The sequence below is a fragment of the Pedobacter cryoconitis genome (assembly GCF_014207135.1).
In the GTDB taxonomy this organism is placed as follows: Bacteria; Bacteroidota; Bacteroidia; order Sphingobacteriales; family Sphingobacteriaceae; genus Pedobacter; species Pedobacter cryoconitis_D.
Genome location: NZ_JACHCC010000006.1, coordinates 168,070 through 194,866, shown reverse-complemented (window position 1 = coordinate 194,866; position 26,797 = coordinate 168,070). Strand labels below are relative to the sequence as shown.

The window sequence follows — 26,797 nt, the reverse complement described above, 5'->3', positions numbered from 1 at the left end:
AAACGTTCCGAAACCCTAAAAGGCTTCGAAACGTTCCCAGAATCCGTCAACAGGAAGTTTGGCAAAGATATTTACCGGTTCCTTTTTGACAGGATGAATAAATTGCAGTCTTCTGGCATGAAGACAGATGCTTCCTTTACGGCTTCCTCTTGGATAACCATATTTGTTATCTCCTACAATCGGACAGCCCATAGTAGAGAGCTGTACTCTGATCTGATGAGAACGGCCTGTTAAAGGATCAACCTCGATCAGGTAATACCCACCCAGTTCACCAAGCAGCCGGTAACTTAACTCGGCACGCTGACTACCCGGTACCTCAGTATTATGGGCCGTCACTACATTTGTCTTTGGATTTTTCACCAGCCAGTGTATCAGCGTACCCGAAGGTTTTACCGGACGGTTACGTACAACCGCCCAGTAAGTTTTCTTAACCTCCCTGTTTTTAAAGAGGGCATTCATCCTTTCCAGTGCCTTACTTGTTTTGGCAAATAAGATCACTCCGCTTACCGGACGGTCAAGACGATGAACCACACCTAAAAATGCGCTGTTCGGTTTATTATATTTTGCAGCGATATACCTTTTCACCATGTCCTCCAATGGCTCATCACGGGTTTCATCGACCTGGACAATATCACCTGCCCGTTTGCAGATTGCAATCAGGTGGTTATCTTCGAAAAGTACATCTTTATCAGTTACCGCCATTTTTAGTATTGCTCCTTCTCATTTGGAAAGTCATTCGCTTTCACATCTTTAATATATGCTTTTGCAGCATCTAAAATTCCATCATATAAATTAATATACTGACGTAAGAACCGTGGTTTAAAACCTTTGGTCAGACCGATCATATCGTTTACAACTAAAACCTGTCCGTCGCAATGCGGTCCTGCCCCTATCCCGATAACCGGAATATGTAAGCTTTCAGATACTTCTTTAGCCAGTGCGGCCGGAATTTTTTCCAGTACAACTGCAAAACAGCCCGCATCCTGTAAAGCCTGAGCATCAACTTTCAGTTTTTCTGCTTCTGCTTCACCTTTGGCCCTTACTGTATAAGTTCCGAATTTATAAATAGACTGAGGGGTTAATCCCAGATGGCCCATGACAGGGATACCCGCCGTGATAATCCGCTGGATAGAATCTACAACCTCAGTTCCGCCTTCCAGCTTTACGCCATGTGCACCCGATTCTTTCATAATTCTGATGGCAGAGCTTAAAGCCTCTTTCGAATTTCCCTGGTAAGAACCAAATGGAAGATCCACTACGACAAAAGCACGGGTAGCGCCTCTTACAACGCCTTGTGCATGATAAATCATCTGATCCAATGTAATCGGCAAAGTAGTTTCATGGCCCGCCATTACATTTGAAGCTGAATCACCAACCAGTAAAACATCCAGTCCTGCATCATCCAGGACAGTGGCCATGGAATAATCATAAGCAGTTAACATCGATATTTTTTCACCACTCTGTTTCATCTCTTGCAGAATGTGGGTTGTAATACGCTTTACTTCTTTGTGTATAGACATATATTTATGCTTTAAGCGAGCAAAATTAGGGTATTCATTTGAGAAAACCGGCCTTAATTCATTATATACAGTATAACTAGCGTAACATTTTAATCCTGATAAAAAAAATATGGATTTAACTGGACAAAAACCTATCTTTGTATCCCGAAATGAACGGGTTAAACAACAGCACATTTGTTAATCACTATAGCGACATCAAAATCGCAAATCTTCGTTCATTAATCCCTTTTTTAAACTTTATTTCTCATTTTAATTACAATGACTAACTACACCAAGTTACCTGCGATCCTGTTATTGGCAGACGGTACTGTTTACCACGGTAAAGCTGCCGGAAAGATTGGTACAACAACAGGAGAGATTTGTTTCAACACAGGAATGACGGGTTATCAGGAAATTTTCACTGATCCTTCTTATTTCGGACAGATCATGGTCACTACGAATGCCCATATTGGTAATTACGGCATTCACAAAGAAGAAATCGAATCTGATTCGATTAAGATTGCAGGTTTGGTTTGCAAGAATTATAACATTGGTTATAGCCGCAAGGAAGCCAGTGAATCCATACAGGATTATTTCCAGGATGAAAACATCGTGGGTATTTCTGATATCGATACCCGTGCTTTAGTGAGAAAAATCAGGGATCAGGGAGCTATGAATGCGATCATTTCTTCTGAAATCACAGATGTGGAAGAACTGAAAGCTAAACTGGCACAGGTTCCTTCTATGGATGGTCTGGAATTATCATCGCAGGTTTCTACCAAAGAACCTTATTTCTATGGCTCTCCTGAGGCAACCTACAAAGTTGCAGCGCTGGATTTCGGGATCAAGAAAAACACTTTGCGTAATTTCGATAACAGAGATCTGTATGTTCAGGTTTTCCCTGCGAAAACAACTTTCGAGGAAATGGACAAATGGGGTGCTGATGCTTACTTTGTTTCCAATGGCCCTGGCGATCCTTCAGCGATGCCTTATGCGATTGAAACAGTAAAACATATCCTGGCTTCAGATAAACCACTTTTTGGTATCTGTTTAGGTCACCAGTTATTAGCCCAGGCTAACGGGATCGGAACAATGAAAATGTTCAACGGTCACAGGGGATTAAACCACCCGGTAAAAAATATTATTAGAAACCACTGCGAAGTAACTTCTCAGAACCACGGTTTTGGTGTTATTCCAGATGAAGTCAGAAAATCTGACAAAGTGGAAATCACCCATATCAACTTAAATGATCAGTCTATCGAAGGAATTCGTGTGAAAGGCAAAAAAGCATTCTCGGTACAGTATCACCCGGAATCTTCTCCTGGCCCACATGATTCACGTTACCTGTTCGATGACTTTGTGAGCCTGATCAAAGGTGAACTAGCCTGGTAAGAAACATTCGCCGGCAACAACCATCATTTTACCGACATTTTAAGAAAGGATTGAGTCACATCAATCCTTTTTACATTAAACCTTGTTACATTTATCTCATGGATAAAACGAATACCATTATCAGTGTCCGTAATCTGGTCAAAAACTACGCTGACTTCGAAGCAGTTAAAGGGATTAGTTTCGATGTCTACGAAAACGAGATTTTCGGACTGCTGGGCCCCAATGGCGCAGGTAAAACAACAACTTTAGAAATTATCGAAACCCTCCGGGACAAAACTTCGGGAGAAATCACCGTCAACGGTTTTTCTGTAGATAAAGATTCAAACGAAATCAAAAGAATTATTGGGGTACAGCTACAGGCTGCAGGTTATTACCCGAACCTGAACCTGGTCGAACTCATGGAACTTTTTGCGGGTCTGTATGGCGTAGCTATCAAACCTATGGAGATGCTCGAAAAAGTCAATCTTCAGGATAAAGCCAAAGCGAAATACAAAGCACTTTCGGGTGGACAAAAACAACGCTTTTCTATAGCAACTACTCTGCTGAATTCTCCAAAAATTATTTTCCTGGATGAGCCGACTACAGGACTGGACCCTCAGGCCCGCCGTAATCTCTGGGACCTCATTGTGGATATCAGGAACAACGGAACTACTGTAGTACTGACAACCCATTACATGGACGAAGCAGAACAATTATGTGACCGTGTCGCTTTTGTCGAAAGCGGAAAAATTATCGCACTGGATACCCCGGATAACCTGATCGATCAGTTACTGGGTCGTGGATTCGAGCGGAAAAAAGAAGTTAAAAAAGCCAATCTCGAAGATGTATTTATCAATCTTACCGGCCAAGCCTGGCGTGAAGATTAAATGAGCTCAAAAATGAACAAACCATACAATCATACCAAAGCGACGCTGGCCCTGGCCAAAGCCAGTTTCAGGTCTATTACCCGCAGCCCTTCGGCTGTAGTTTTCACACTGGCCTTCCCGCTGATCTTTATCCTTGTATTCGGCTTCCTTGGTGGCGGCGGCGTAAAACTCGATCTGGCGGTTTCACCAGCATCTGATTTACATAATCCCGTGATCATTGCACTGGAACATATACCAGTAATTAATTTAATCAAAGACAAAAGCACTACAGATATCCAGCAGCGACTGGAAAAAGGCAGTATAGCCGGTGTCATAGAAGTACACCAGAACAAGGCTGAAGGCCCCGCTTTCTTAGCTGATGTCAAGTATACCTCGGCTGCAATGGATAAAGGAAACATCCTTAAATCTATCCTGAACAACCTGATGTACACACTGAATACCAAAGATTTAAAACCATCTGTTGCAGAACTGAAAGAAAGTACTGTTCATGGCAGAACTTACCGGACTATAGATTTTATCCTGCCAGGACAGCTTGGCTTCTCCCTGCTCAGTACTGGTGTTTTCGGAACAGCATTTGTCTTTTTCAGCTTAAGACAAACACTTGTCATCAAACGTTTTTTTGCCACTCCGGTGAAAAGATCAAGTATTATCCTGGGTGAAGGTCTTGCCCGTATAGGATTTGCCCTGATCGGCGCCTTATTTATTATCCTCATTGGTCACTTCCTGTTCCATTTCACACTCATTCACGGGGTCGCGACAGTGCTGAATATGCTTGTGCTTTCCACCATCGGTGTAATTGTTTTTATGGGCTTTGGCTTTGTGGTTTCCGGTATCGCCAAAAGCGAAAGTACTATTCCGCCAATCTCAAATATTATCACCCTTCCACAATTTTTATTATCTGGTACGTTCTTCTCTATAGAGAACTTCCCGTCATGGCTTCAGCCGATCAGCAGGGCTTTGCCGCTGACTTATCTGAATGATGCGATGAGACAGGTCGCTTTTGAAGGTGCCGGTCTCTGGGATGTGAAACAACAAATCCTGATCATGGTGATCTGGGGCATAGGAATATACGCAGTAGCGGTGAAGGTATTCAAGTGGGAATAAAATTAATAGGACAATCCTCCTTATTTTTGAATTTTATTTTAACTTTGATCATCACCTAGTAATTGTATTATTTACACTAAGGAGATAAAAACACTTAAAACAACTAAAATGAGTTTAATTATTGATGTTCATGCAAGGCAAATCCTCGATTCAAGAGGTAACCCTACTGTTGAAGTAGAAGTAATCACTGAAAATGGCCAGATGGGCCGTGCGGCTGTACCATCAGGTGCAAGTACTGGTAAACATGAGGCTGTTGAACTAAGAGACGGAGATAAGAACGTTTACATGGGCAAAGGTGTATTAAAGGCCGTTGAAAATGTTAACCAGAAAATAGCTAAAGAACTTCAGGGTATAGACGTTTTTGAGCAAAACCTGATTGACAAGGCAATGATCGACCTTGATGGTTCAGAAAATAAAGGAAACTTAGGTGCTAATGCAATATTAGGTGTTTCTTTAGCGGTAGCTAAAGCAGCAGCGGCAGAAAGCAGACAACCATTATACCGTTATATCGGTGGTGTAAATGCAAACACTTTACCGGTTCCGATGATGAACATCTTAAATGGTGGTGCACATGCGGATAATAAAATTGATTTCCAGGAATTCATGATTATGCCATTAGGTGCGGGTAGCTTCTCTGAAGCACTGCAAATGGGAACTCAGGTATTTCACCATCTGAAAGATGTATTAAAGAAAAAAGGTTATTCAACTAACGTAGGTGATGAAGGTGGTTTTGCACCGAACATCGGTTCAAATGTGGAAGCGATCGAAACTGTTTTAACAGCGATCGAAACTGCTGGTTTCAAACCTGGTAAAGATATCTGGATCGCAATGGACGCTGCTGCATCAGAAATGTACGATTCAAAAACCAAAACTTACAATTTCCACAAATCATCAGGAGAGAAATTAACTTCTGACGAAATGGTTAAATATTGGGTTGACTGGGCTAACAAATATCCAATCATCTCTATCGAGGATGGTTTGGATGAAGATGACTGGGCTGCATGGGAATCATTAACTTTAGCTATTGGTAACAAAGTACAGTTAGTAGGTGATGATTTGTTTGTAACTAACGTAAAACGTTTACAACAAGGAATTGATAAAAGCATCGCAAACTCAATCCTGGTTAAAGTAAACCAGATTGGTACGCTGACTGAAACTATCAATGCAGTAACCTTGGCACAGACTAATGGTTATACATCGGTAATGAGTCATCGTTCGGGCGAAACTGAAGATACTACTATCGCTGATTTAGCTGTAGCATTAAACTGTGGTCAGATTAAAACTGGTTCAGCTTCACGTTCAGACAGGATAGCAAAATACAACCAGTTATTACGTATCGAAGAAGAACTAGGTTCTGCGGCACGTTTCATTGGTAAAGACTTCAAATTCTTGAAAAAATAGGTAGGACTATCCTGTTTATTGAGTATAAAAAAAGCATAGCCGGAAACGGTTATGCTTTTTTTTATGGATTAAGGTTTTAGCTTATTTTTTCAATTTAAGTTCATCTATTTCCTTTTGCTGTTTTTCGTTGTTTTTTTCCAGAGCAATCAGATGTAAAGTCAGCTCCTCAATTTTTTCAAGCAGTTTCGCATTTAAATCTCCCAATGAAACTCCATTGGCTGCTACTTCTTCTGCTGTTGGCATACCTGGCAAATGACCATTTTTGTTTATGTAATTTTCAACCTCATGTAAGCTTGGTAGCTCATACTTTTTAGAAAAGACATAATCCGGCCAATTTCTAACTTCAACTTTGATTTCGCCCGCACTAATTTTACCGTTCACAGAGAGTCTTTCAGTAGGGTTTATAGTGCCGATACCCACATTACCACTCATCAGCGTCAGTTCATTCTGATATCCACTGCTATAAGAACTTAAGATTAACCTAGACCGCGAATTTGTTCCCTGAGCATAATCCAAATAACTGCTTATTTTGGGTCCGGGACTATTGTTATCAAAAGACGAAAAGGAGACAGAAGCTCCTCCTCCAATAGCATTAGTCATATTCCTTAGGTAAATATTCCCTACTACATCGAGTTTTTCTTTTGGCTCTATCACCCCAATTCCCACATTGCCGTTCATTAAGGTGAGCTCATTATTAAATCCTCTGCTATAAGAACTCAAGATTAATCTGGCTTGTGAATCAGTTCCTGAAGCAAAATCAAGATAACTGCTTATCTTAGGTCCAGTATCATTACTATCAAAAGATGAAAAAGATACGGAAGCACCAGCACCAGTTGCATTTCGTATATTCCGTAAGAAAATATTACCAGCCACATCTAGTTTTTCTTTGGGGCTATCTGTTCCTAAACCGACATTGCCATTTGGACTATAATTAACAGTTTGAGCCATTATAGTTAGCGGCATAAACAGCCCCATTGCAATTAAGTATTTCTTTTTCATGAGATAAGATTTTGTTTTTTCAAACAAAATAAATCATTAATTATTATTGATTGTCCAATTTCTGTAATTGAACTGTAGTTAGATTAAAACTGGTTCAGCTGCACATTTTATTGGTAAAGACTTAAAATTCTTGAAAAACAGGTAGCAAATCCTACTTTTTTTATGGATTAAGCTCCGTTCCTACGCACCTTATCTTATGAATTTTGTTCATATCAATAGGAATATGATTCGCATTTAGGCTATCCATTAATGCCTGATAAGTTTTATACTTTGTTTTATCAATCTCACCTTTTGAATTATTTGTGATGATAAACAGATCAATAAAATTTCTGCTTCCCTCATTGATATTACAAATATTTACCCTTTGTATTCCGCTGATCGTTTCGACCTTATCATTTTTCAAATAAAATGGCTGATAGGTTCCTTTCTGTACCACTTCGCCTTTATTCCCGAAAGTCTTCCAGCGTCCGACAGGAACACCATTCTTCAGATTAACTTCATTTAAGATTTGTCCGGTCTCAGATTTTGAAATAGCAATCCCAGTAAAAGACAAAGGGTTCTTTTTATAATAATATTTATTGTTTACGATCCTCATATCGTCAATCATGGGCCGCTCATTTCCACAACCAACCACAAATAATAGGAGAACCATCAGGTATTTGTTTGAGTTCATCTGCTGCTTTATTGTCCTCAATAAGATAAGATAATGTACGCATAGTTACAATTACATGCCCGATTAATTAATCAGCCGCTGCCAGCTCCAATCCTCATCACAAAAAACTACCTTATTCTTTTCTATAAATAATTTCTATCTTTGTTTGTATGAAGAGATTACTGGAAATCTTTCGGAACAAATACTTTCTTTCTGCCGCAGCATTCGTGGTGTGGATGATGTTCTTTGATAAGAACGATATGCTCTCTCAATATGAGTATCGCACAGAAGTACATAAACTTCAGGAAGAAAAAGATTTTTACGAGAAACAGACTGCCCAGGTCAAGAAAGATCTCAACGAACTCAATACCAATCTGAATACTGCAGAAAAGTTTGCCAGAGAAAAATACTTCATGAAGAAAGACAATGAAGATGTTTTTGTCATTATCAAAGCAGCTCCTAAAAACTAATACCCAAACTTAGGTAAGGCCAGCTTGTAACGCACTACTATGATACGCAATGCGAATATAAAACCGATCACCAGTACTTTCGCGATATCTGTTTTCAGGTTAAAATACAACAAGGTAAAATAAAGGATCCCACCCAGGATACAGGCAGTTGCATAAATTTCCTTTTTGAAAATCAGAGGAATCGTGTTCAGTAAGGTATCCCTGATCACTCCGCCAAAACAACCTGTTATTGTACCCAGGGCAATACAGATTCCCGGGCTCAACCCAAATGCAATCCCTTTCTGAATCCCCAGTATAGTAAACAATCCAAGCCCCATCGAGTCAAACAGAAAAAGCGTAACAGTGAACCTCTTTCTATGTCTCTTCAATACTATAGTCAGCAAAGAAGTGACCAGGATCAGCAGACAGTAGTTCACATCTCTCATCCATTTAACCGGTGTATCCCCTAAAAGCAGATCACGTACAGTACCACCGCCAATAGAAGTCACAAATGCGATAATCAATACCCCAAAAGGATCAAGACGCCGCTGTATAGCCGCAAATGACCCTGAAATCGCAAAAGCGATCGTACCTAATATTTCTATAACCTGAGAGGTAGTAAATTCCATAAATCTTTGTTAGAGAGCTGCATTCCTTTTACGCACAAACCATTCTGTACTGAGTAATATCATAATCAGCACAAACAGGACTTTTAAGTTAATCAATTCTTCGTATTTACGATCTTCATAACTCAAAGTTTTTAGCTGGTCACCTTTATAAAGTTCGTCCTGAAGTTTAGCCAGCTGACCGGGAAGATACATTTTGCCACCAGTCTGGTTAGCCAGTTCATATAACAGATGATGATTGGCCAGGGTTTGCTGAAACTCAGCTGTCAGTGCGTTCACAAAAAAAGAACCTCTGGCCTCATGATGCTGATTGCCCAGAGCTGTCTTAGCGATATAACTATAATTACCAGGAGGTAATACCCCTGCATCGAGCTGATAGGAAGATTCAAACTTTGAGAAAGTAAAATTATAGGATTTACCTTTTTCATCTTTAAGCTGTAAAGTAACATCCGGCGTATTTACAGGCAGGTAACTATCATTGTATAAAGCAGCATTTAACAAAACCCGGTCATTCTCCTCAAAGTTATTTTTTACTGGCTGCACTTTGAATTTCCGCTTATCATCCTTAACCGAAAGATATTGTACAATTTTACCTATCAGTTCATTAAATACAGGGTTTCCCTGATTTTCACGGGCTTCAGCTAATTTCCATTTCCAAAGTCCTTCCCCGATAAGATAACAGGTTTTACGTCCGTTGTCATTCATAAAGAACAACTGCGGATTATTGGTCTTTAATTTACCATTCCGCTGATCAAGCACCACCTGCTGATTCCCAACAATCTTAAACTGAGCGGAAGGTGCCTGTAAAGGATCAAAATTTTCGATTATTTTACGGGAGTGCTGGTCCAGTTCAAAGACAGACAGATTTTTATCAATATCACTGTACTGATATTGCAAAGGGCCATTGCCAAAAGCACTGACCTGCTGCTGAACCTGGTTAAACCTGTTCAGGTTACTTTGTGCCCCGACAATATACCAGAGTGAAGTTTTTCCTGTTTTCAACTTTGCAAAAAGTCCAGCTGCATCAAACTGATTATCTGGTAACTGATAAAGGATAATCAATCCATATTTGCTCAGATCAGCCTTCAATAGCTCTTCATTCAGCAATACAGCAACTTCATGGTGTTTATTCAGTCCGATGGCCTGTTTTAATGCCGCAATATCCGGATGAGGCCCCCCGGCAGCAATTAATATCTTCTGCCTTTCATCTATGACCTCAACCAGTGTCTGAAAAGTATTATTTACTGTGGATACTTCCATAGGCACCGGAGTTACCGAAACGGTATATTTGTGCTGACCTACCCTGGATGCTTTTAAGTTAACCTGGACATTTTTGGTAAACTGATCTGAGTTTATTTTAACCTGCTCTTCAAACACATTTTTACCGTCTTCCAGAACTGTCAGTTTTGATTGTGTCCCTTTACACTGATCGGCCTGAACCTGTACCTCCATCCTGAAATCATTATCCAGATAAACCAGATCATTGACATTCACAGCGGTGATCAGTAAATCTTTTTTAGGGATAGTATCTCCTAAGGCAATGGTATAAACCGGTGCCTTTAAAGCCAGCAGATCCTGAGCAGGGTTGCCTCCCCTGTTAAAAATACCGTCAGTTGCCAGAATGACTGCTCCGACATTCCTGTTCATCAGTTCATCGTTCAGTTGTCTGGCTAAAAGACCAGCATTACTCAACTTGCCTTTATAGCTAAAATCAAGACCTTTGGACACCTTATCACTAAAACTATAGGTTCTGACATCATACTTCCGGGAAAGTCCGGCACAAAGCTGCTGAAGAGCTTCGCGATATTTCAGGCTATCAAATCCTGCGGGCCTGAAAGCACCGGCAGAAACAGAGTTATCCTGAGCAATTACTATAATTGGTTTTTCCAAGGTATAACTTACTTGTCTGATCAATGGTGAAAACAGCAGCCATAAGATCAAAGTAACAACAGATGCTCTTAAAACTGCCAGTCCGGTTCTTACCGGACGCGTTAAAGCAGAGCTCTTGCCATAGAGCAACCACGCAAAGCCTAAACCTGCTGCGATGCAGCCAGTCAATGCAAGGAAGGTATAAAAATTAAAGGTATCACTCATGGGTCAGGGTAAAGATGCTGATTTTATAGCAAATTTTAAACCTGAAAAGATACTGATGAAGGGAGCTGATAACAGAATCAGGAGTAAAGGAAAGATAACCTTTACTCACTGAATTCCTGCAAAACGCACCCGTTTAACCTTTCAGCAGATTATGATAATGCGTATTTCAAACAAAAGAAATCCTCGTTCAGATACATATCATTAAGATATAATATGTAATCATAAGAATCTCCCAGAGACTGATCAAACAACAAAGCCCGCCCTTTCAGATAGGACAGATAATAATCCAGCCAGCTGCTATAATTTTCCTTAACCAGGGAATATAAACGCTCCAGATAGCCAAAAGCCTCTGCCTCGGTTAGCCAGCTTACATTGTAGGCATACCGGACAATTAAACCAGCCCTTTCAATATCCCACGAAGCAATATTAGTCAGTGCATCAAAACCCGGACGGGTAAATACAATTTGTCTTGCATTAAAAGCCTTTTTACAAGTCCTTCCAATTGAATCGAATAAGTATCCGTCAATCAGTAAATCGTTAACGATAAGATCCTGAACAGCGTGTTTTTTGAGCAGCACATCACGGATAAGCTCCTCGTTATTCTTTAGTGAAGGAAGCAATAATAACTCTTCCAGTAAATCTTTAGTAGAATCTCTGTCATCAATCCCCCAGGCATTTTCCAATAGCGTAGTCAGCTCCTTAGACGGCCAGCGGGACAGCAAAGTAAGTGAGTCCCTGAATTGATTGGTTTCGATTAATAAGGCTCCAATACACAATAAAGGTTCCCGGTCAGCTGTTACTTTGTGTGCTAAATAGAAACTATCCAGAATGGGTTTAGATTTGAATAATCCGAACATGTAAATATATTTTTTAGAATGATGAATTGTTATTTCGCAAACTTGGCTTCAAAATCAGCAGAAGCTTTATTCAATCCATTAGCCGTTTCTTCAAGGGTCTTATTGATATTATCCAGCAGTACTGTTTCAGAACTGGCAGCTGAAACAGCATCACTTTTCTGGTTTGATCTTAACTCAATCAAACTTTTATAATCCTGCGTTACAATTTTCTTATACGCATTCAATCCATTGACAACTGCTTTCTGGAAATCAGTGTTTCCTTTGAAATCCCCGGCTTTATTGGCTGCTTCAATATTTTTAGTTAAGTCAGCTTCCCAGCCTTTTCTTACCTCTTCAGCCTTTTTATAATCCTTAGTATTCATGGCCTGGTTCATCGCATTGATATGTTGTTCATTGCTGTTAACCAATTCCATTAATTTATTATTATATGTTGCCGGGTCACCACTTCCTCCGCAACTGCTGATTAGTAATATTAAAAAGGTAAGTGTAAAAAAAGATGCAATTAATTTTGTAGGTTTCATGTCTCGTTTGTTTTAATTTGTTTTGAAATAAAGAAACAAAGATGCTTGTCATTTCTGGTTTTGTTTAATTTACAGCGACTACATAACGACTACATACCAAAAAAAATAATGTTAACCCTTCCTATCTTTAGTACTAAAATGAAAAAATTGATCAGACTACTGCCGCTGCTTTACCTGATGTTTCATACCACAACTATTTTCTCCCAGCATATGATAACCGATTCTCTTCAGTCTGTATTAAAGCGGTCAACTGGTTCTGCTGAACGAAAAGCTATCGCGATGGCTGAACTTGCCTATGCTACTGTTGAACAAAATCTGGATAGTGCTATAAAAACCGGCAACAGGGCTATTCAATACAGCAAGCAGAAAAGCACAGAAAATGGCAGAGCATTCTCGTACGCTACTATGACCTATCTTTTCGTCCGGAACAATCAGGTCCAACAGGCAACCACTTATCAGGACAGTGCAATGATGGCTGCCACCAGAGCTTCCGATCAAAAAATCATTGCCTTTGTTCAGATGAGAAAAGGCTGGCTGGACATGATCAAAGGTGATCACGAGAAAGCTATAGCCAGCCTGCTCAAAGCAAAAAACCTGCTTGAAAAATTGAATGACCCAAAATCTAGCAGCTATAAAAGCATGCTAAACCGTTACATTGCTAATATTTACGCTTATGGGAAAGATAACCACAAACAAAAAGAATATGCCAGAGAATCTTTACTGATGGCAAAAAAAAGTGGCTTCCCTGATGATTTACAAATGGCTTACACCACTATCGGACAGAATTTTCTGTCCAGCTTTGAACGTGATACCAGTAACCGTGCTCTGCTTGATTCCAGCCTGCATTATAACCAAATGGCCCTGCAGCTCTATAAGCAGGCAAAAGAAAGGATCCTTCTGCCCAGCAATACAGCAACGACAGCACTAAATACGGCAAACGTATATTTTATGTATTATCCAGCCAGCTATAAAGCCAATGTTCATCAGTATATCAATATAGCCCTTCAGATTGCCAGAAAAACAAATGACAGAGAAGTAATTGCCAGTTGTTATGGTATGTTAAGTGAGTATTCACTAAAAGAAAACAATTATGAAGAGGCAGAGAAATATTTGAAAACCGGGTTATCTGAGATAGAAGGAGATGCCTCCACAGGTAATATAACACGATCAAGACTCATGCAGGCGATGGCCAATGTTGCAGAAAAAAGCGGGAATAGTGTGAAGGCTCTTGACTATTACAAGAAATACATGGACTACTCCAGGAAGGTCTTTGACACCCAGAAATTAACCATTACCCAACAACTGGAAGAACAGTACCATGCGAAAAAAAAGGAAGACGAAATTACAAGATTAACTGAGTGGTCGATGGTTAACAGAAAGCTAAACTGGCTTTACTTCGTTTTAGGAACTTCTATCATCATTGCACTGAGTTTATTGTTCATTTCCTACCGGTATAAATTAAAGGCATCCCTATTGAACCAAACACTACTTCAGGAAAGAAAGAAATGGCTGGAAAAGGAGTTGCTAACGGGCACACTGCAAATCCAGGAAAAAAATGAGATCTTACAATCTCTGCGACAAAAGTCTCTTTCTCCTACAGATACAGTGACCACTAAACAGATTGACCGGATCATCGACCAGAACCTGCGGATGGATAAAAAACTCGAAACTCATCAGCGGTCTATTGCCAGTATCCACCCGGATTTCTTTTCGGCCCTGCAAAACCGGGCAAATAATTCGCTGACCCCACTGGATATCAAGTACTGCTCTTATATTCTTATCGGATTGGATAATAAGGAAATTGCTGTCCGTTTAAACATTGAGCCCAAAAGTATCAGAATGGCCAGGTACCGGATTAAAAAGAAACTGGGTTTAGACAAAGATGAAAACCTTTTCCAGGTAATCACTTCTTTTGACAGGCCTTAGGGGAAATCCCGTCACGGCCTATAGACGATTGGTAAATACCCCACCTTTTCCTAAGACAAAGGTGGGGTAATCAAAGGAGTATCTACAACATACCGCCGCAAACAGACAAGACCTGTCCGGTTACATAGGCACTCATATCTGAAGCCAGGAATACACAAACATTGGCAACATCTTCTGGTTCACCTGCACGTTTCAAAGGAATACCTTCTTCCCAGCCTTTGACAACTTTAGGATCCAGTACATCGGTCATTTCTGTACGGATAAATCCTGGAGCAACCACATTGGTACGGATATTTCTCGATCCCAGTTCTTTCGCAACGGATTTAGAGAAACCGATAATACCTGCTTTAGAAGCTGCATAATTTGCCTGACCGGCATTTCCCTGAACACCTACAACAGAACTCAGGTTAATGAAAGATCCTTTACGGTTTTTCATCATCACCTTTGAAGCTGCCTTAGTTACGTTAAATACCGATTTCAGGTTCACATTGATTACGTCATCCCAATTTTCTTCACTCATACGCATTAACAGACCGTCTTTAGTGATTCCGGCATTGTTAACAACGATATCTATAGTACCAAATTCAGCAACGATATCACTAATTAGTTTTTCTGCTTCATCAAATTTAGAGGCGTCAGAACGGTAACCCTTGATCTTAGTTCCAAAAGATTGTAACTCCTGTTCCAGAGCCTCTCCTTTTTCTACTGAAGACAGATAAGTGAAAGCAACATTCGCACCCTGTTCTGCAAATTTCTCCGCTATCTTGCGGCCTATTCCTTTTGAAGCACCAGTAACTAATGCTGTTTTTCCTTCTAATAGTTTCATTTAGTTGTAGTATATTTTTAATAATGGTTAGTTCGAATATTAAATTGCTGGTTCCTGCTGACTTAAACAATGAAAACTACCCAGTCCCCAGATAATATCAGTAGAATCTATTCCAACCACTTTCCGGTCTGGAAAAGCTGTCCTGATAATATCCAATGCAATTTCATCATTGACGTCTCTGAACGTAGGTACAATCACCGCAGCATTCGCTATATAAAAATTAGCATACGAAGCTGGCAGGCGGGTATCTTCATGGATAACCGGCGAAGGCATCGGCAGCTGAATAATATTCAATGCCTCTCCATTCAGCAAACGCATGGCTTTCAGCTCTTCCAGGTTTTCCTTTAAAAGAATATAGTTTTCATCCAGCGGATTTGACTCCACTACAGTTAATACCGTATTTGCATTTACAAAACGGGTAATATCATCAATATGACCATCTGTATCATCTCCTACTATTCCATCTCCAACCCATAATACCTGTTCTGCACCATAACACTCTTTCAGATATTCTTCAATCTGTGCCTGGTTAAGATGTGGGTTCCTGTTTTTATTTAAAAGACAAGCTCTGGAGGTTAAAATTGTACCAGCACCGTTAAACTCTACAGATCCGCCTTCCATCACAATTCCCGGGTTAAATACAGGGAGACCGAAGTGATCAGCAATACGTGTAGGAATAACATCATCCAGCTCATAAGGAGGATATTTTCCGCCCCATGCATTATATCCCCAGTCGATGACAACCTTCTTTTGTTCAGTCTGAGCATTCAATAGAAAAGCAGGTCCGTGATCCCGGCACCAGGCATCATTACTGGGATTAAAATAGAATTCGATCTGTGTTAAGTCCGCACCCGCTTCTTCCAGTTTTTTAAGTGCAAAAGCTTTAGTCTGCTCGTCATTCACATTGATTCTTACTTTCTCACCCTGAGCTACAACTTTAATGAACTCGCAGTAAGGTGCATAGATGGAATCAATCTTGCCCGGCCAGGAAGCTTCTTTATGCGGCCAGGTTAACCAGGTAGCTTCATGTTTTGCCCACTCTGCTGGAAAGCTATATCCGGCTTTCTTCGGAGAATTATCAAATAGACTCGTCATCTATATATCTTTTGGTAATTTGTGAATAACTATCAATTCTTCTGTCACGTAAAAAAGGCCAGTGTGTCCTGTAGCTGTCCGATTTAGACAGGTCAAGTTCAACTACTTTCAATTCTTCCTGATCATGTGAAGCCTGGTATAAAAGTGATCCGAAAGGATTGGATACAAATGACCCTCCCCAGAAAGATACCCCGGCTTCTTCACCTACACGGTTTATGCTGACAACAGGTACACCATTCGCAATAGAGTGCGAACGCTGAATAGTCTGCCATGCATTATATTGTTCTTTATTGGTTTCCTCATCCTGTGTAGTAGCCCATCCTATAGCCGTCGGGTAGACCAGGAAATCAGCACCCATCAGCGCTGTTAACCTCGCAGCTTCCGGATACCACTGATCCCAGCAAATCAGGACACCAATCTTAGCATATTTAGTCTTGAATACTTTATAGCCCAGGTCACCTGGAGTAAAATAGAATTTCTCATAAAAGCCAGGATCATCAGGGATGTGCATCTTACGGTATTTACCCAAATAAGTACCATCGGCATCCAGAACAGCAGTAGTATTATGATATAATCCTTCAGCTCTTTTTTCAAAAAGAGAGGCCACGATCACTACATTTAATTCTTTCGCAACGGCTGACAATACATCAGTTGACGGGCCGGGAATAGTTTCTGCAAGTTTGAAGTTTTCGTAATCTTCAACATCACAGAAATATAACGAGGTAAAAAGCTCTTGCAGGCAAACCACCTGGGCACCCTGAGCCGCAATTTCACGGATCTTTACAATCGCCTTATCTAAATTTTCTTGTTTGTTACTGGTACAGCTCATCTGCACCAATCCAACTTGTACTTTAGCCATTCTTTGAATTTTTGTGGTTACAAAGTTAGCAGAAAAAATTTTCTATGGGCCTGTTTAAAATTTATCGGCTAAGATTGTTCCCCTTCAAGGGCCAGATCAGAATTTTATTATAGCGGTTTTAAGCTATCCCGGTATTCCTGTTGCAGTTCAAACAGGCATTTAGCACACAGACAACTGTCATAATGCTCGCTGATATACTGAACTTCATTCAGATCAAGATATACCGCACTGCACTGACATTTGGTGTAGGAGTTAGCCTTGCACTCAATCGGTACACCGCAACGTTCACATGGTATAATTTCGTGTTTAGCCATTCAGAGCAAAGGGTATTATACAACAAAAGTACGGTAAATTGAATTACCGTACTTTATGTATTGAATTTTATGAGATTCAGTTTATCCTGAGCAGCTGATACAGCCTTCTTCCATAGAACAAACAGGGCCGTCAGTGATCTCTTCCACTACCTGTTCAATATGTTCCGGAATTACTGGTTCCATGTTTTTACCTGCCTGATTCTCTACAGTGAATTTCACCGCCTGAGAAGCTGCTTGTGTACGCAAGTAATACATACCTGTTTTCAGTCCTTTCTTCCATGCGTAGAAGTGCATTGAAGTCAGTTTAGAAGTATTCGGTGCATTGATAAACAAGTTAAGGGATTGCGACTGGCAGATATAGGCACCACGATCGGCAGCCATATCAATGATACTACGCATTTTAATTTCCCAAACTGTTTTATACAATTCTTTGATATAATCTGGTATTTCAGCAATGTCCTGGATAGAACCGTTCGCTAAAATGATCCTGTCTTTCATAGCTGGTGTCCATAAACCTAAAGCAACTAAATCTTTCAGTAAATGTTTGTTCACCACGATGAATTCACCACTCAATACACGTCTGGTATAGATGTTTGAAGTATAAGGTTCGAAACACTCATTATTACCCAGGATCTGTGAAGTTGAAGCGGTAGGCATAGGTGCAACCAGTAAAGAGTTACGTACACCATCTTTAACTACTTTAGCACGTAAAGTTTCCCAGTCCCAACGGTTACTTGCTGGTTTCACATTCCAAAGATCAAACTGGAATTTACCCTCAGACAGTGGAGAACCTTTAAACGTTTCATAAGCACCATCTTTCAACGCAAGATCATGCGAAGCAGTCATTGCAGCAAAATAGATAGTTTCAAAGATATCTTTATTCAGTTCTTTTGCACCTTCACTTTCGAAAGGTAAACGCATCAGGATAAATGCATCAGCTAAACCTTGTACACCTAAACCAACAGGTCTGTGACGCATATTGGAATATCTTGCTTCTTCGATAGGGTAATAGTTATAATCGATTACCTTATTCAGGTTTAAGGTAGCCTGATAAGTTACATCATATAATTTCTGGTGATCAAATTCTCCGTTTACCACAAATCTTGGCAGAGCCAAAGAGGCTAAGTTACATACAGCAACTTCGTCTTTAGAGCTATATTCCATGATTTCTGTACACAGATTAGAACTTTTGATTGTTCCCAGGTTCTGCTGATTTGATTTACCATTTGCAGCATCTTTGTATAACAGATAAGGTGTTCCGGTTTCAATTTGTGAATCCAGGATGGCGAACCATAATTCCTGCGCTTTAATCGTTTTGCGGGCACGGCCTTCTTTCTCATAACGCTCGTACAAAGCATTAAATTCAGCACCAAAGCAATCTGCCAGTCCAGGTGCTTCATCCGGACTGAATAAGCTCCATTCGCCATTCTCTTCCACACGCTGCATGAACAGATCGCAAATCCAAAGGGCATAAAACAGATCACGCGCACGCATTTCTTCTTTACCATGGTTTTTACGCAAATCAAGGAAAGCGAAAACATCAGCATGCCAAGGCTCTAAATAGATAGCGAATGCTCCTTTACGCTTGCCTCCACCCTGATCTACATAACGCGCTGTATCGTTGAATACTTTTAGCATAGGCACGATACCGTTACTGGTACCATTGGTTCCGCTGATATAAGCGCCTGTAGCCCTTACATTGTGGATGCTCAATCCAATTCCACCAGCACTCTGTGAGATCTTAGCAGTTTGTTTCAAAGTATCATAGATACCTTCAATACTATCATCCTGCATGGTTAGCAGAAAGCACGAAGACATTTGAGGTTTAGGTGTTCCTGCATTAAACAGGGTTGGCGTACCATGCGTAAACCAGCGCTCACTCATCAGGTTATAGGTAGCAATTACGCTATCGATATCACCTTTATGGATACCTACAGCCACACGCATATATAAATGCTGCGGGCGTTCAACGATTTCACCGTTTACTTTTAAAAGGTAAGATTTTTCTAAAGTTTTAAATCCAAAATAGTCAAAACCGAAATCTCTGTCATAGATAATCGTGCTGTCTAAAATATCAGCATTTTCCTGTATTACCTGCCAAACATCTTCTGCAATTAAAGAAGCGGACTTTTCAGTTTTAGGATCTACATAGTTATACAGCATTTCCATCGTTTTAGAGAACGATTTAATGGTATTCTTATGTAGGTTAGAGACAGCTATTCTTGAAGCTAACAAGGCGTAATCAGGATGCTTTGTGGTTAAAGAGGCGGCAGTTTCAGCAGCAAGGTTATCTAATTCTGATGTAGTAACACCATCATATAACCCTTCAATTACCTTCTTGGCCACATCTATGGGATCTACCAATTCAGCATTAAAGCCATAACACAACTTTTCGATGCGGGCAGTGATCTTATCAAACCGCACCGCTTCTTTGCGACCATCTCTTTTTTCTACAAACATATTTTCTTAGGTTTTATATTGCTTATTCAGTGTTGTTCAAGGCAACGCCCAACATCGGCAACAGTTTATATTCTTTTATTAAAAATCATCATCCAGAGAGAAAGCCGAGGCTTTATCTTCAGAAGATGTTAACACGCCACTTTTCTGGTAATCCCCAACACGTTTTTCAAAGAAATTGGTTTTTCCCTGCAATGAAATCATCTCCATGAAGTCAAACGGATTAGTAGCGTTATATATTTTATCATATCCTAATTCACTTGACCATCTGTCCGCGACAAATTCAATATACTGGGACATTAATTTCGCATTCATACCGATCAGGGCAACCGGCAGTGCATCTGTAACAAATTCTTTCTCAATTTCAACGGCATCTTTGATAATACCATGAACAACTTCCTGAGAAAGCTTATTCTGCAGCATTTTATAAAGCAGGCACGCAAATTCACAATGCATACCTTCATCTCTTGAGATCAGCTCATTGCTAAAGGTCAGACCTGGCATCAGTCCGCGTTTCTTCAACCAGAAAATAGAACAGAAACTTCCGCTGAAGAAGATACCTTCTACTGCTGCAAAAGCAACCAGACGTTCTGCAAAATTTCCACCGTCAATCCAGCGCAAAGCCCATTCAGCCTTTCTTTTTACACAAGGTACTGTGTCAATAGCATGGAATAACCTGTCTTTCTCAACTTCATCCTTAATATAAGTATCAATTAATAATGCATAAGTTTCCGAATGGATATTCTCCATCATAATCTGGAAACCATAAAAGCAACGTGCTTCAGGTAACTGAACCTCACTCATAAAATTTACGGCAAGATTCTCATTAACGATACCATCGCTGGCTGAGAAAAATGCCAGGATGTGAGAAATAAAGTGGCGTTCGCCATCATTGAGGTTATCCCAGTGTTTCTGATCATCAGACAAATCTATCTCTTCTGCTGTCCAAAAACTAGCTTCACTCTTTTTGTACATTTCCCAGATTGCCGGATATTTAATTGGCAAAAGGACAAAGCGATCCTTGTTCTCTTTCAGTAATACTTCTTCTTCCATGGGTATATTATAAGGGTATAAACGATGTCTTTAGTTTAAATTCTTCTGTAATGCCGCTTTAACAGGCTTTTCCAATAAATCGAAAGATTTTAATCAAAATCTGGCTGAATATTTAACCATAAAATATTAAATACTAAACCTTTACCTAACAAACTATTGATAATATTGTCAGAATTTTTACTAAAACAAATATAAAACTTGATGCTTTCAAACGTTAGCAATAGTTGTTAACAAGCGGCACGTTTTATCCACACTGTGGGATAAAAATTACAGTTAATTTACTTTGTAAAGTTGTTATTGATTTCTGCTGTTGTCAAAGGAATCAGGAAAAACTGTTAATAACATTTGCGATCCTGACTATCTTAAGCTGATATTCAGGACTTAAGAAGAATGACTATAAGTAAGTTTTACTTTAGACTGTCCTTTTCTAAAAAATCCGAGCTCTTTGGCTGCTCTTTCAGAAACATCGATGATATATCTCCTGGTATAAGGACCTCTGTCGTTGATTTCCACATCGACCGATTTTCCATTAGCCAGATTGGTAACTGTAACTATAGTACCGAAAGGAAGTGTACGGTGAGCTGCTGTTAATTTCTTGCCCCGGTATCTTGTTCCACTGGTGGTTCTTCTGCCTTCAAATCTCCTATGATAATAGGTAGCAAGCCCGGTTTTGATCAGTGCCGAACTATCCGACACCATGGTATTTGCACTGTCTAACCTCAGAGTATCCTGCTGTGCATCAACCTGCAAAAACAAGAACATACTCCATAAAAGCAAACAATATTTCATATTTAATTTTGTTGGTGAACTTTCAAAGGTAAGTAAAAAAACCCCATAGTCCCAAACTATAAATGCCCAACGAACTGATCATCGGGCATTTATGAAAAATAAAAACGCTGTTTATCTGGCTTTAAACAGCTATAAGGCTATTTATCAGGAACAAAATTCATTGAAATTGAGTTTACACAATTACGTGTGTTTTTTGCTGTAAAACCTTCGCCAAAGAATACATGTCCCAGGTGAGCTTTACAGTTTGCACAGACAATTTCAGTTCTTGAACCATCTGCATCAGGAATCCTGATTACAGCACCCTTAATCTCATCATCAAAACTCGGCCATCCGCAGGAAGATTCAAATTTTGATTCTGAACGGTAAAGCGGAGCATTACAACGTTTACAGGTATAAGTACCTTTCGCCGTATTTTTCAATAAAGTTCCTGTACCAGGGTATTCTGTGCCTTTATGCACAATTACATCTTCTTCTTCTGTGGTTAATTTATTCCATCCCATTTTGCTGGTCGTTTTTGAAGGTGATTCTTTATCTGTGTTCTGCGCGCAGGCCATCAGGCTGCATATACAAACCAGCCCTGCTACTAATATTGATTTACTAATGATCGTTTTCATGTATTTATATACGCTTAACGCTAAGCTACAGTTTTTAGCACGGTTAAAATTTAAGCTGACAAATACATGATAAAAAAAAAGAGGTCCGCTTTTACACGAACCTCTTTTATATTGATTTAAGAGCCTGTTTAAAATTCATCTGCTCATTTGTTTATGCTTCTTTTTTGCTACAACATCGTCTTATTCATTTCTTGTAGGAAGGCTACCAGAAATAAATAATCCTTGTTTCGCTTAAAAATAAGCTATAAACAATTTGAGTATCTAAATTTAAACCGGCTCTAAGAAGGATTATTTCTTTAATAACTCAGCCATAGCTTCACCGATTTCAGCAGGACTTTCTACTACACGGATTCCGCATTCTGCCATAATTTTCATTTTAGCAGCAGCAGTATCATCAGCACCACCTACAATAGCACCAGCATGACCCATTCTACGTCCCGCAGGAGCAGTCTGACCAGCGATAAATCCTACAACAGGTTTAGTACCGTGTGCTTTGATCCACAATGCAGCCTCAGCTTCCATACCACCACCTATTTCACCGATCATGATGATACCTTCAGTTTCAGGATCATTCATTAACAGCTCAACAGCTTCTTTAGTTGTAGTTCCGATGATAGGATCTCCACCAATACCGATAGCAGTAGTAATACCTAAACCAGCTTTCACAACCTGATCAACTGCTTCATAAGTCAAAGTTCCTGATTTAGAAACTACACCTACTGTACCTTTTTTGAAGATAAAACCTGGCATGATACCAACTTTAGCCTCATCAGCAGTAATAACACCCGGGCAGTTAGGACCAATTAAACGGCAGTCTCTTCCGGCAATATATTCTTTAACCTGAATCATATCCTTTGTAGGGATACCTTCGGTAATACATACAATAACTTTAATCCCAGCTTCAGCAGCTTCCATAATAGCATCTGCAGCAAATGCAGGTGGAACAAAGATGATAGATACATTAGCGCCAGCCTGATCAACCGCATCTTTAACCGTATTAAAAACCGGTCTGTCTAAATGAGTTTGTCCGCCTTTACCAGGAGTAACCCCGCCAACTACGTCAGTTCCGTATTCTATCATTTGCGAAGCATGGTAAGTACCTTCATTTCCGGTAAAACCTTGTACAATTACTTTTGAATCTTTATTTACTAAAACACTCATGTATCTATAATTTTTTATGCAAATCTAAGATTATTGAATGGAATGACAAATGCATTTCCAATTATAATGAAAAGAATATCCCCGAAGGACGAACATTACCCAGGGATGATAGTCCCGATGTCCTTTATTTAGCGATTCCTACAGAGTTGAACTGTAAATCGTACAATCTCTTATAATAACCATCCAGTTTCAGTAATTCCTGGTGATTACCGATTTCCTTGATTTCTCCTTTATCGAGTACGATGATCTGATCGGCTTTCTGTATGGTTGACAGCCTGTGTGCAATGACAATGGAGGTACGGCCTTTCATCAGTTTATCGATTGCGGTCTGGATCAGCATTTCGGTCTCCGTATCTACGGATGAAGTCGCTTCATCAAGTACTAGAATAGAAGGATTGTAAACCAGGGCCCGGATAAAGGAGATCAGCTGTGCCTGTCCGGCGGAGAGCGTAGCCCCGCGCTCCATTACATTATACTGATAACCGCCCGGAAGTCTTTCAATAAAATCATGTGCACCTACTTTTATAGCGGCATCGACAACCTCCTCCATCGTAATAGCCGGATTGTTCAAAGTGATATTATTAAAAATAGTATCCGAAAACAGGAAGACATCCTGTAATACAGTAGCAATATGATGTCTTAAATAGTTCAGTTCATAATCATCGATACTGACGCCATCTACTTTAATTTCTCCTTTCTGGATCGCATAGAAGCGATTCAGGATATTGATGGTAGAAGATTTTCCTGCGCCGGTTGCCCCCACCATCGCGACTGTCTGACCAGCCTTCACTTCAAAAGAGATATTCTTCAGTACATAATTTTCATCATTATAAGCAAACCAGACTTTATCAAAGGTTATATTTCCAGCCATTTTAGCCGGTTGATAAGTTCCTTTATTGACAGTCAGCTCATCAGTATCGAGAACTCTGAATACGCGTTCTGCTCCAACCATACCCATCTGAAGGGTATTAAATTTATCAGCAAGCTCACGGATAGGCCTGAACAGCATCCCGATATAAAGAAGAAATTCCGTAATTGTGCCCGGCGTCACATTCAAGGGTTTGGCCAGAATACTTTTAGCTCCGTACCAGACCAATAGTCCCATGGACATGGCAGAGATAATTTCGACCACAGGAAAGAAAATAGAGTAATACCAGTTAGAACGGATATTCGCATCGCGGTAACGGGCATTAATCTTTTTGAATTTACGGTATTCCTGATCCTCTCTGGCAAAATACTGGATAATTGAAATCCCGGTAATATGTTCCTGCAGATAGGTATTCAAATTGGATACTTCGGTCCTGATTTCCTGAAAAGCTGATTTGATAGATTTCTGGAAAACTGAGGTCGCCATAATTAATAATGGCATCGGCAGCAGAACGACAAGAGTTAATCCCCAATCCGTATAAAACATCACTACGATAATGGCAATCACCTGTAAAATGTCTCCGATGATCACAATCAGCCCCTCCGAGAATATATCTGATATCGTTTCCAGATCAGACACTGTACGGGTGATCAGCTGACCAATAGGTGTTTTATCAAAATACTGTAGTCTGAGTCTGGTAATATGGTTAAACACGTTAATCCTCAGGTCGCGGATAGCTGACTGCCCCAGTGTATTGGTTAATAAGGTATGGCTATACTGAATCCCGCTCTGGACAACCAGTAAGACCAGCATCACAACCGTCATCATCAGTAAACCGCTATACTGCCCCTTAAGGATATAATTATCCAGTGTATACTTAATCAGCAGAGGTCTTACGGGTGCTACAATAGCCAGCAGTATAGTTAAAATGACTGACCAGATAAATATACTGCGGTAAGGTTTCACATATTGAAAAACCCTTTTCAATAAGCTTACATTAAACGCATCACCTGTAATTTTTGACATAATTAATTCACAAAAGGATAAATAATATTCACGAGGTAAAGACCGCAGGCAGGTACTGACTGTCCGGCGTTACTCCGGTTTTTACTCTCTATAATTTCTTTCAGCTGGGCCAAGCCGATTTCTTTTCTCCCGATGAGGATTAAAGTTCCGACAATTGCTCTCACCATATTTCGCAGAAACCGGTCAGCAGAGATAGTAAATATAAGTCCCCCTTCTGTCTCCCGGAAATATGCCTGGGTAATTTTACAATTGTTTGTCGCAGTAGAAGTATTCGATTTGCTGAAACTGGTAAAGTCCGTATAGGTTAATAATTGTGCAGCGGCTTCATTCATCGCCCCGATATCCAGCTTTGCTTTATATAACCAGGACCGGTTTAATTTGAATGGGTCTTTATGAAAATGGAAATGGTATTCATAAGACCTGGCCGTTGCATCAAAACGTGCATGTGCAGTATCAGCAACCTTAAAAATTCTCTTGACTGCAATAGGATAAGGTAAGAGCGCATTCACTCCACCCACAGCATTGATCGCGGCAGCTTCGGTTACATCCTGCAAATCCATATGCGCAAAAAACTGACTGGCATGAACGCCGGCATCTGTTCTGCCGCAGCCCAGCGATTCGACCGGTTGTCTGAAAAAAACAGACAGGGCCTTATCCAGTTCCTGCTGAACAGTTACCGCGTTTGGCTGTGTCTGCCATCCATGATAAGCTGTGCCGTCATAGGCTAATTCTATAAAAAAACGTTGTGTATTCAATTGACTGCAAAAATACTTTTTTCCGCTTTAGATTCAGCCGTTTAATGTCTTTTAATATATTTGTTGAAAATTATTAAATTGATATGATACAAAGGGTTCAATCCGTATGGTTGTTTTTAGCATCTCTTACGCTGTTTTTTCTGCTAATCTTACCTATATTAACTAAACAGAGCAACACAGGTGATTTCTGGTTCCAGGTAGGCGGTTTTTATCAGCGGACAAATAATATAGCACACCGGATAGAATCTTATACAGCACTTTTTGGGGGTACCATCCTAGTCGGACTGATTTGCCTTGGAAATATATTCACTTTCAGAAACAGGACCCTGCAAAAACGTATCGTACTGCTTACTATAGTCTTAATCCTTGCCTTAGCAGGCTGGATAGCAAGTTATGCCCTTAAAATCCCAGGTGGGATTGATGGGGCAACGTTCAATATAGGCGCCTATCTTCCCATACTTTCAGTTCTTTTTTGTGCGCTGGCACACAGAGGTATCCGTAAAGATGAGCAACTAATCCGCTCGGCTGACAGGCTCAGATAATCGTATTATATTATTATTTGGTTATGTACCAAACAAATACCGAAAAATAAGC

The 26,797-nt window shown here is 40.0% G+C and carries 26 protein-coding genes; 7 read left to right on the top strand and 19 right to left on the bottom strand.

The genetic code is table 11. The features are described from left to right. Positions 1 to 15 precede the first annotated feature (15 nt). The gene (locus HDF25_RS12615; protein ID WP_184625200.1) at positions 16 to 702 is read right to left on the bottom strand and encodes an RluA family pseudouridine synthase; all 687 of its coding nucleotides are present in this window, start codon (positions 700 to 702) and stop codon (positions 16 to 18) included. Positions 703 to 704: 2 nt separating this feature from the next. Beyond that, a complete protein-coding gene (gene panB / locus HDF25_RS12610; protein ID WP_184625198.1) occupies positions 705 to 1,520 on the bottom strand; it encodes a 3-methyl-2-oxobutanoate hydroxymethyltransferase in 816 nt (271 codons plus the stop codon). A gap of 258 nt (positions 1,521 to 1,778) precedes the next feature. Between panB and carA the strand changes: the two genes are divergently transcribed. The 4 genes from carA (at position 1,779) to eno (ending at position 6,262) form a co-directional block, all read left to right on the top strand. Then, entirely contained in the window at positions 1,779 to 2,891 is a 1,113-nt protein-coding gene (gene carA, locus HDF25_RS12605; protein WP_184625195.1) for a glutamine-hydrolyzing carbamoyl-phosphate synthase small subunit, read from the top strand. A 98-nt stretch (positions 2,892 to 2,989) separates the two neighbouring features. Then, positions 2,990 to 3,757 carry an ABC transporter ATP-binding protein gene (locus tag HDF25_RS12600; RefSeq protein ID WP_184625193.1) on the top strand — a complete coding sequence of 256 codons (768 nt, stop codon included), beginning with the start codon at positions 2,990 to 2,992 and terminating at the stop codon, positions 3,755 to 3,757. 12 nt (positions 3,758 to 3,769) lie between these two features. Beyond that, positions 3,770 to 4,861, top strand: a complete 1,092-nt coding sequence (locus HDF25_RS12595; protein ID WP_184625191.1) for an ABC transporter permease — start codon at positions 3,770 to 3,772, stop codon at positions 4,859 to 4,861. Between the two features lie 108 nt (positions 4,862 to 4,969). Continuing rightward, the gene (gene eno / locus HDF25_RS12590; RefSeq protein ID WP_184625189.1) at positions 4,970 to 6,262 is read left to right on the top strand and encodes a phosphopyruvate hydratase; all 1,293 of its coding nucleotides are present in this window, start codon (positions 4,970 to 4,972) and stop codon (positions 6,260 to 6,262) included. Between the two features lie 81 nt (positions 6,263 to 6,343). Here eno and HDF25_RS12585 read toward each other — a convergent pair whose 3' ends face one another. After that, positions 6,344 to 7,261 (bottom strand): hypothetical protein, encoded by a 918-nt coding sequence (locus HDF25_RS12585; protein WP_184625187.1) that lies wholly within the window; start codon positions 7,259 to 7,261, stop codon positions 6,344 to 6,346. A gap of 160 nt (positions 7,262 to 7,421) precedes the next feature. After that, positions 7,422 to 7,934, bottom strand: a complete 513-nt coding sequence (locus HDF25_RS12580) for a hypothetical protein (protein WP_184625186.1) — start codon at positions 7,932 to 7,934, stop codon at positions 7,422 to 7,424. A 149-nt stretch (positions 7,935 to 8,083) separates the two neighbouring features. Here HDF25_RS12580 and HDF25_RS12575 point away from each other — a divergent pair, with 149 nt between their 5' ends. Next, positions 8,084 to 8,383, top strand: a complete 300-nt coding sequence (locus HDF25_RS12575) for an FtsB family cell division protein (protein WP_184625184.1) — start codon at positions 8,084 to 8,086, stop codon at positions 8,381 to 8,383. Here HDF25_RS12575 and HDF25_RS12570 read toward each other — a convergent pair. The 4 genes from HDF25_RS12570 to HDF25_RS12555 all read right to left on the bottom strand — a co-directional run bounded on the left by HDF25_RS12570 (position 8,380) and on the right by HDF25_RS12555 (position 12,460). Continuing rightward, positions 8,380 to 8,991 carry a trimeric intracellular cation channel family protein gene (locus HDF25_RS12570; protein WP_184625182.1) on the bottom strand — a complete coding sequence of 204 codons (612 nt, stop codon included), beginning with the start codon at positions 8,989 to 8,991 and terminating at the stop codon, positions 8,380 to 8,382. The two genes, HDF25_RS12575 and HDF25_RS12570, sit on opposite strands and share 4 nt — an antisense overlap. A gap of 9 nt (positions 8,992 to 9,000) precedes the next feature. Beyond that, complete coding sequence (locus HDF25_RS12565) at positions 9,001 to 11,082, bottom strand: hypothetical protein (RefSeq protein ID WP_184625180.1); 2,082 nt, start codon at positions 11,080 to 11,082, stop codon at positions 9,001 to 9,003. Positions 11,083 to 11,231: 149 nt separating this feature from the next. Continuing rightward, entirely contained in the window at positions 11,232 to 11,939 is a 708-nt protein-coding gene (locus HDF25_RS12560) for a DUF1266 domain-containing protein (RefSeq protein ID WP_184625178.1), read from the bottom strand. A 29-nt stretch (positions 11,940 to 11,968) separates the two neighbouring features. Then, on the bottom strand, positions 11,969 to 12,460 hold the full coding sequence (locus tag HDF25_RS12555; RefSeq protein ID WP_184625176.1) for a hypothetical protein: 492 nt from the start codon (positions 12,458 to 12,460) through the stop codon (positions 11,969 to 11,971). A gap of 147 nt (positions 12,461 to 12,607) precedes the next feature. Between HDF25_RS12555 and HDF25_RS12550 the strand changes: the two genes are divergently transcribed. Continuing rightward, positions 12,608 to 14,386, top strand: a complete 1,779-nt coding sequence (locus HDF25_RS12550) for a helix-turn-helix transcriptional regulator (RefSeq protein WP_221450899.1) — start codon at positions 12,608 to 12,610, stop codon at positions 14,384 to 14,386. Between the two features lie 82 nt (positions 14,387 to 14,468). Here HDF25_RS12550 and fabG read toward each other — a convergent pair whose 3' ends face one another. The 11 genes from fabG to truA all read right to left on the bottom strand — a co-directional run bounded on the left by fabG (position 14,469) and on the right by truA (position 26,203). Then, complete coding sequence (gene fabG, locus HDF25_RS12545) at positions 14,469 to 15,212, bottom strand: 3-oxoacyl-[acyl-carrier-protein] reductase (RefSeq protein ID WP_183881299.1); 744 nt, start codon at positions 15,210 to 15,212, stop codon at positions 14,469 to 14,471. A gap of 39 nt (positions 15,213 to 15,251) precedes the next feature. After that, positions 15,252 to 16,307 (bottom strand): agmatine/peptidylarginine deiminase, encoded by a 1,056-nt coding sequence (locus HDF25_RS12540; RefSeq protein ID WP_184625172.1) that lies wholly within the window; start codon positions 16,305 to 16,307, stop codon positions 15,252 to 15,254. Beyond that, positions 16,291 to 17,166 (bottom strand): carbon-nitrogen hydrolase, encoded by an 876-nt coding sequence (locus HDF25_RS12535; protein ID WP_184625170.1) that lies wholly within the window; start codon positions 17,164 to 17,166, stop codon positions 16,291 to 16,293. Before HDF25_RS12535 ends, HDF25_RS12540 begins: the two co-directional genes overlap by 17 nt. 107 nt (positions 17,167 to 17,273) lie before the next feature. Beyond that, positions 17,274 to 17,480 (bottom strand): cysteine-rich CWC family protein, encoded by a 207-nt coding sequence (locus HDF25_RS12530; protein ID WP_184625168.1) that lies wholly within the window; start codon positions 17,478 to 17,480, stop codon positions 17,274 to 17,276. 81 nt (positions 17,481 to 17,561) lie between these two features. Further along, the gene (locus HDF25_RS12525; RefSeq protein ID WP_184625166.1) at positions 17,562 to 19,940 is read right to left on the bottom strand and encodes a ribonucleoside-diphosphate reductase subunit alpha; all 2,379 of its coding nucleotides are present in this window, start codon (positions 19,938 to 19,940) and stop codon (positions 17,562 to 17,564) included. Between the two features lie 78 nt (positions 19,941 to 20,018). Beyond that, positions 20,019 to 20,990 (bottom strand): ribonucleoside-diphosphate reductase small subunit, encoded by a 972-nt coding sequence (locus HDF25_RS12520; RefSeq protein WP_221450898.1) that lies wholly within the window; start codon positions 20,988 to 20,990, stop codon positions 20,019 to 20,021. 381 nt (positions 20,991 to 21,371) lie between these two features. After that, a complete protein-coding gene (locus tag HDF25_RS12515; RefSeq protein WP_184625162.1) occupies positions 21,372 to 21,779 on the bottom strand; it encodes a septal ring lytic transglycosylase RlpA family protein in 408 nt (135 codons plus the stop codon). Between the two features lie 137 nt (positions 21,780 to 21,916). After that, positions 21,917 to 22,393 (bottom strand): methionine-R-sulfoxide reductase, encoded by a 477-nt coding sequence (locus tag HDF25_RS12510; protein ID WP_184625160.1) that lies wholly within the window; start codon positions 22,391 to 22,393, stop codon positions 21,917 to 21,919. 288 nt (positions 22,394 to 22,681) lie between these two features. Beyond that, positions 22,682 to 23,554: a succinate--CoA ligase subunit alpha gene (gene sucD, locus HDF25_RS12505; RefSeq protein ID WP_184625158.1), complete on the bottom strand. Its 873-nt coding sequence runs from the start codon at positions 23,552 to 23,554 to the stop codon at positions 22,682 to 22,684. 124 nt (positions 23,555 to 23,678) lie between these two features. After that, positions 23,679 to 25,448, bottom strand: coding sequence for an ABC transporter ATP-binding protein (locus HDF25_RS12500; protein WP_184625156.1), 1,770 nt, complete (start codon positions 25,446 to 25,448; stop codon positions 23,679 to 23,681). A gap of 2 nt (positions 25,449 to 25,450) precedes the next feature. Further along, positions 25,451 to 26,203: a tRNA pseudouridine(38-40) synthase TruA gene (truA, locus tag HDF25_RS12495; RefSeq protein WP_184625154.1), complete on the bottom strand. Its 753-nt coding sequence runs from the start codon at positions 26,201 to 26,203 to the stop codon at positions 25,451 to 25,453. Between the two features lie 83 nt (positions 26,204 to 26,286). Here truA and HDF25_RS12490 point away from each other — a divergent pair, with 83 nt between their 5' ends. Continuing rightward, a complete protein-coding gene (locus HDF25_RS12490) occupies positions 26,287 to 26,745 on the top strand; it encodes a DUF4293 domain-containing protein (RefSeq protein WP_184625152.1) in 459 nt (152 codons plus the stop codon). Positions 26,746 to 26,797: the final 52 nt, after the last annotated feature.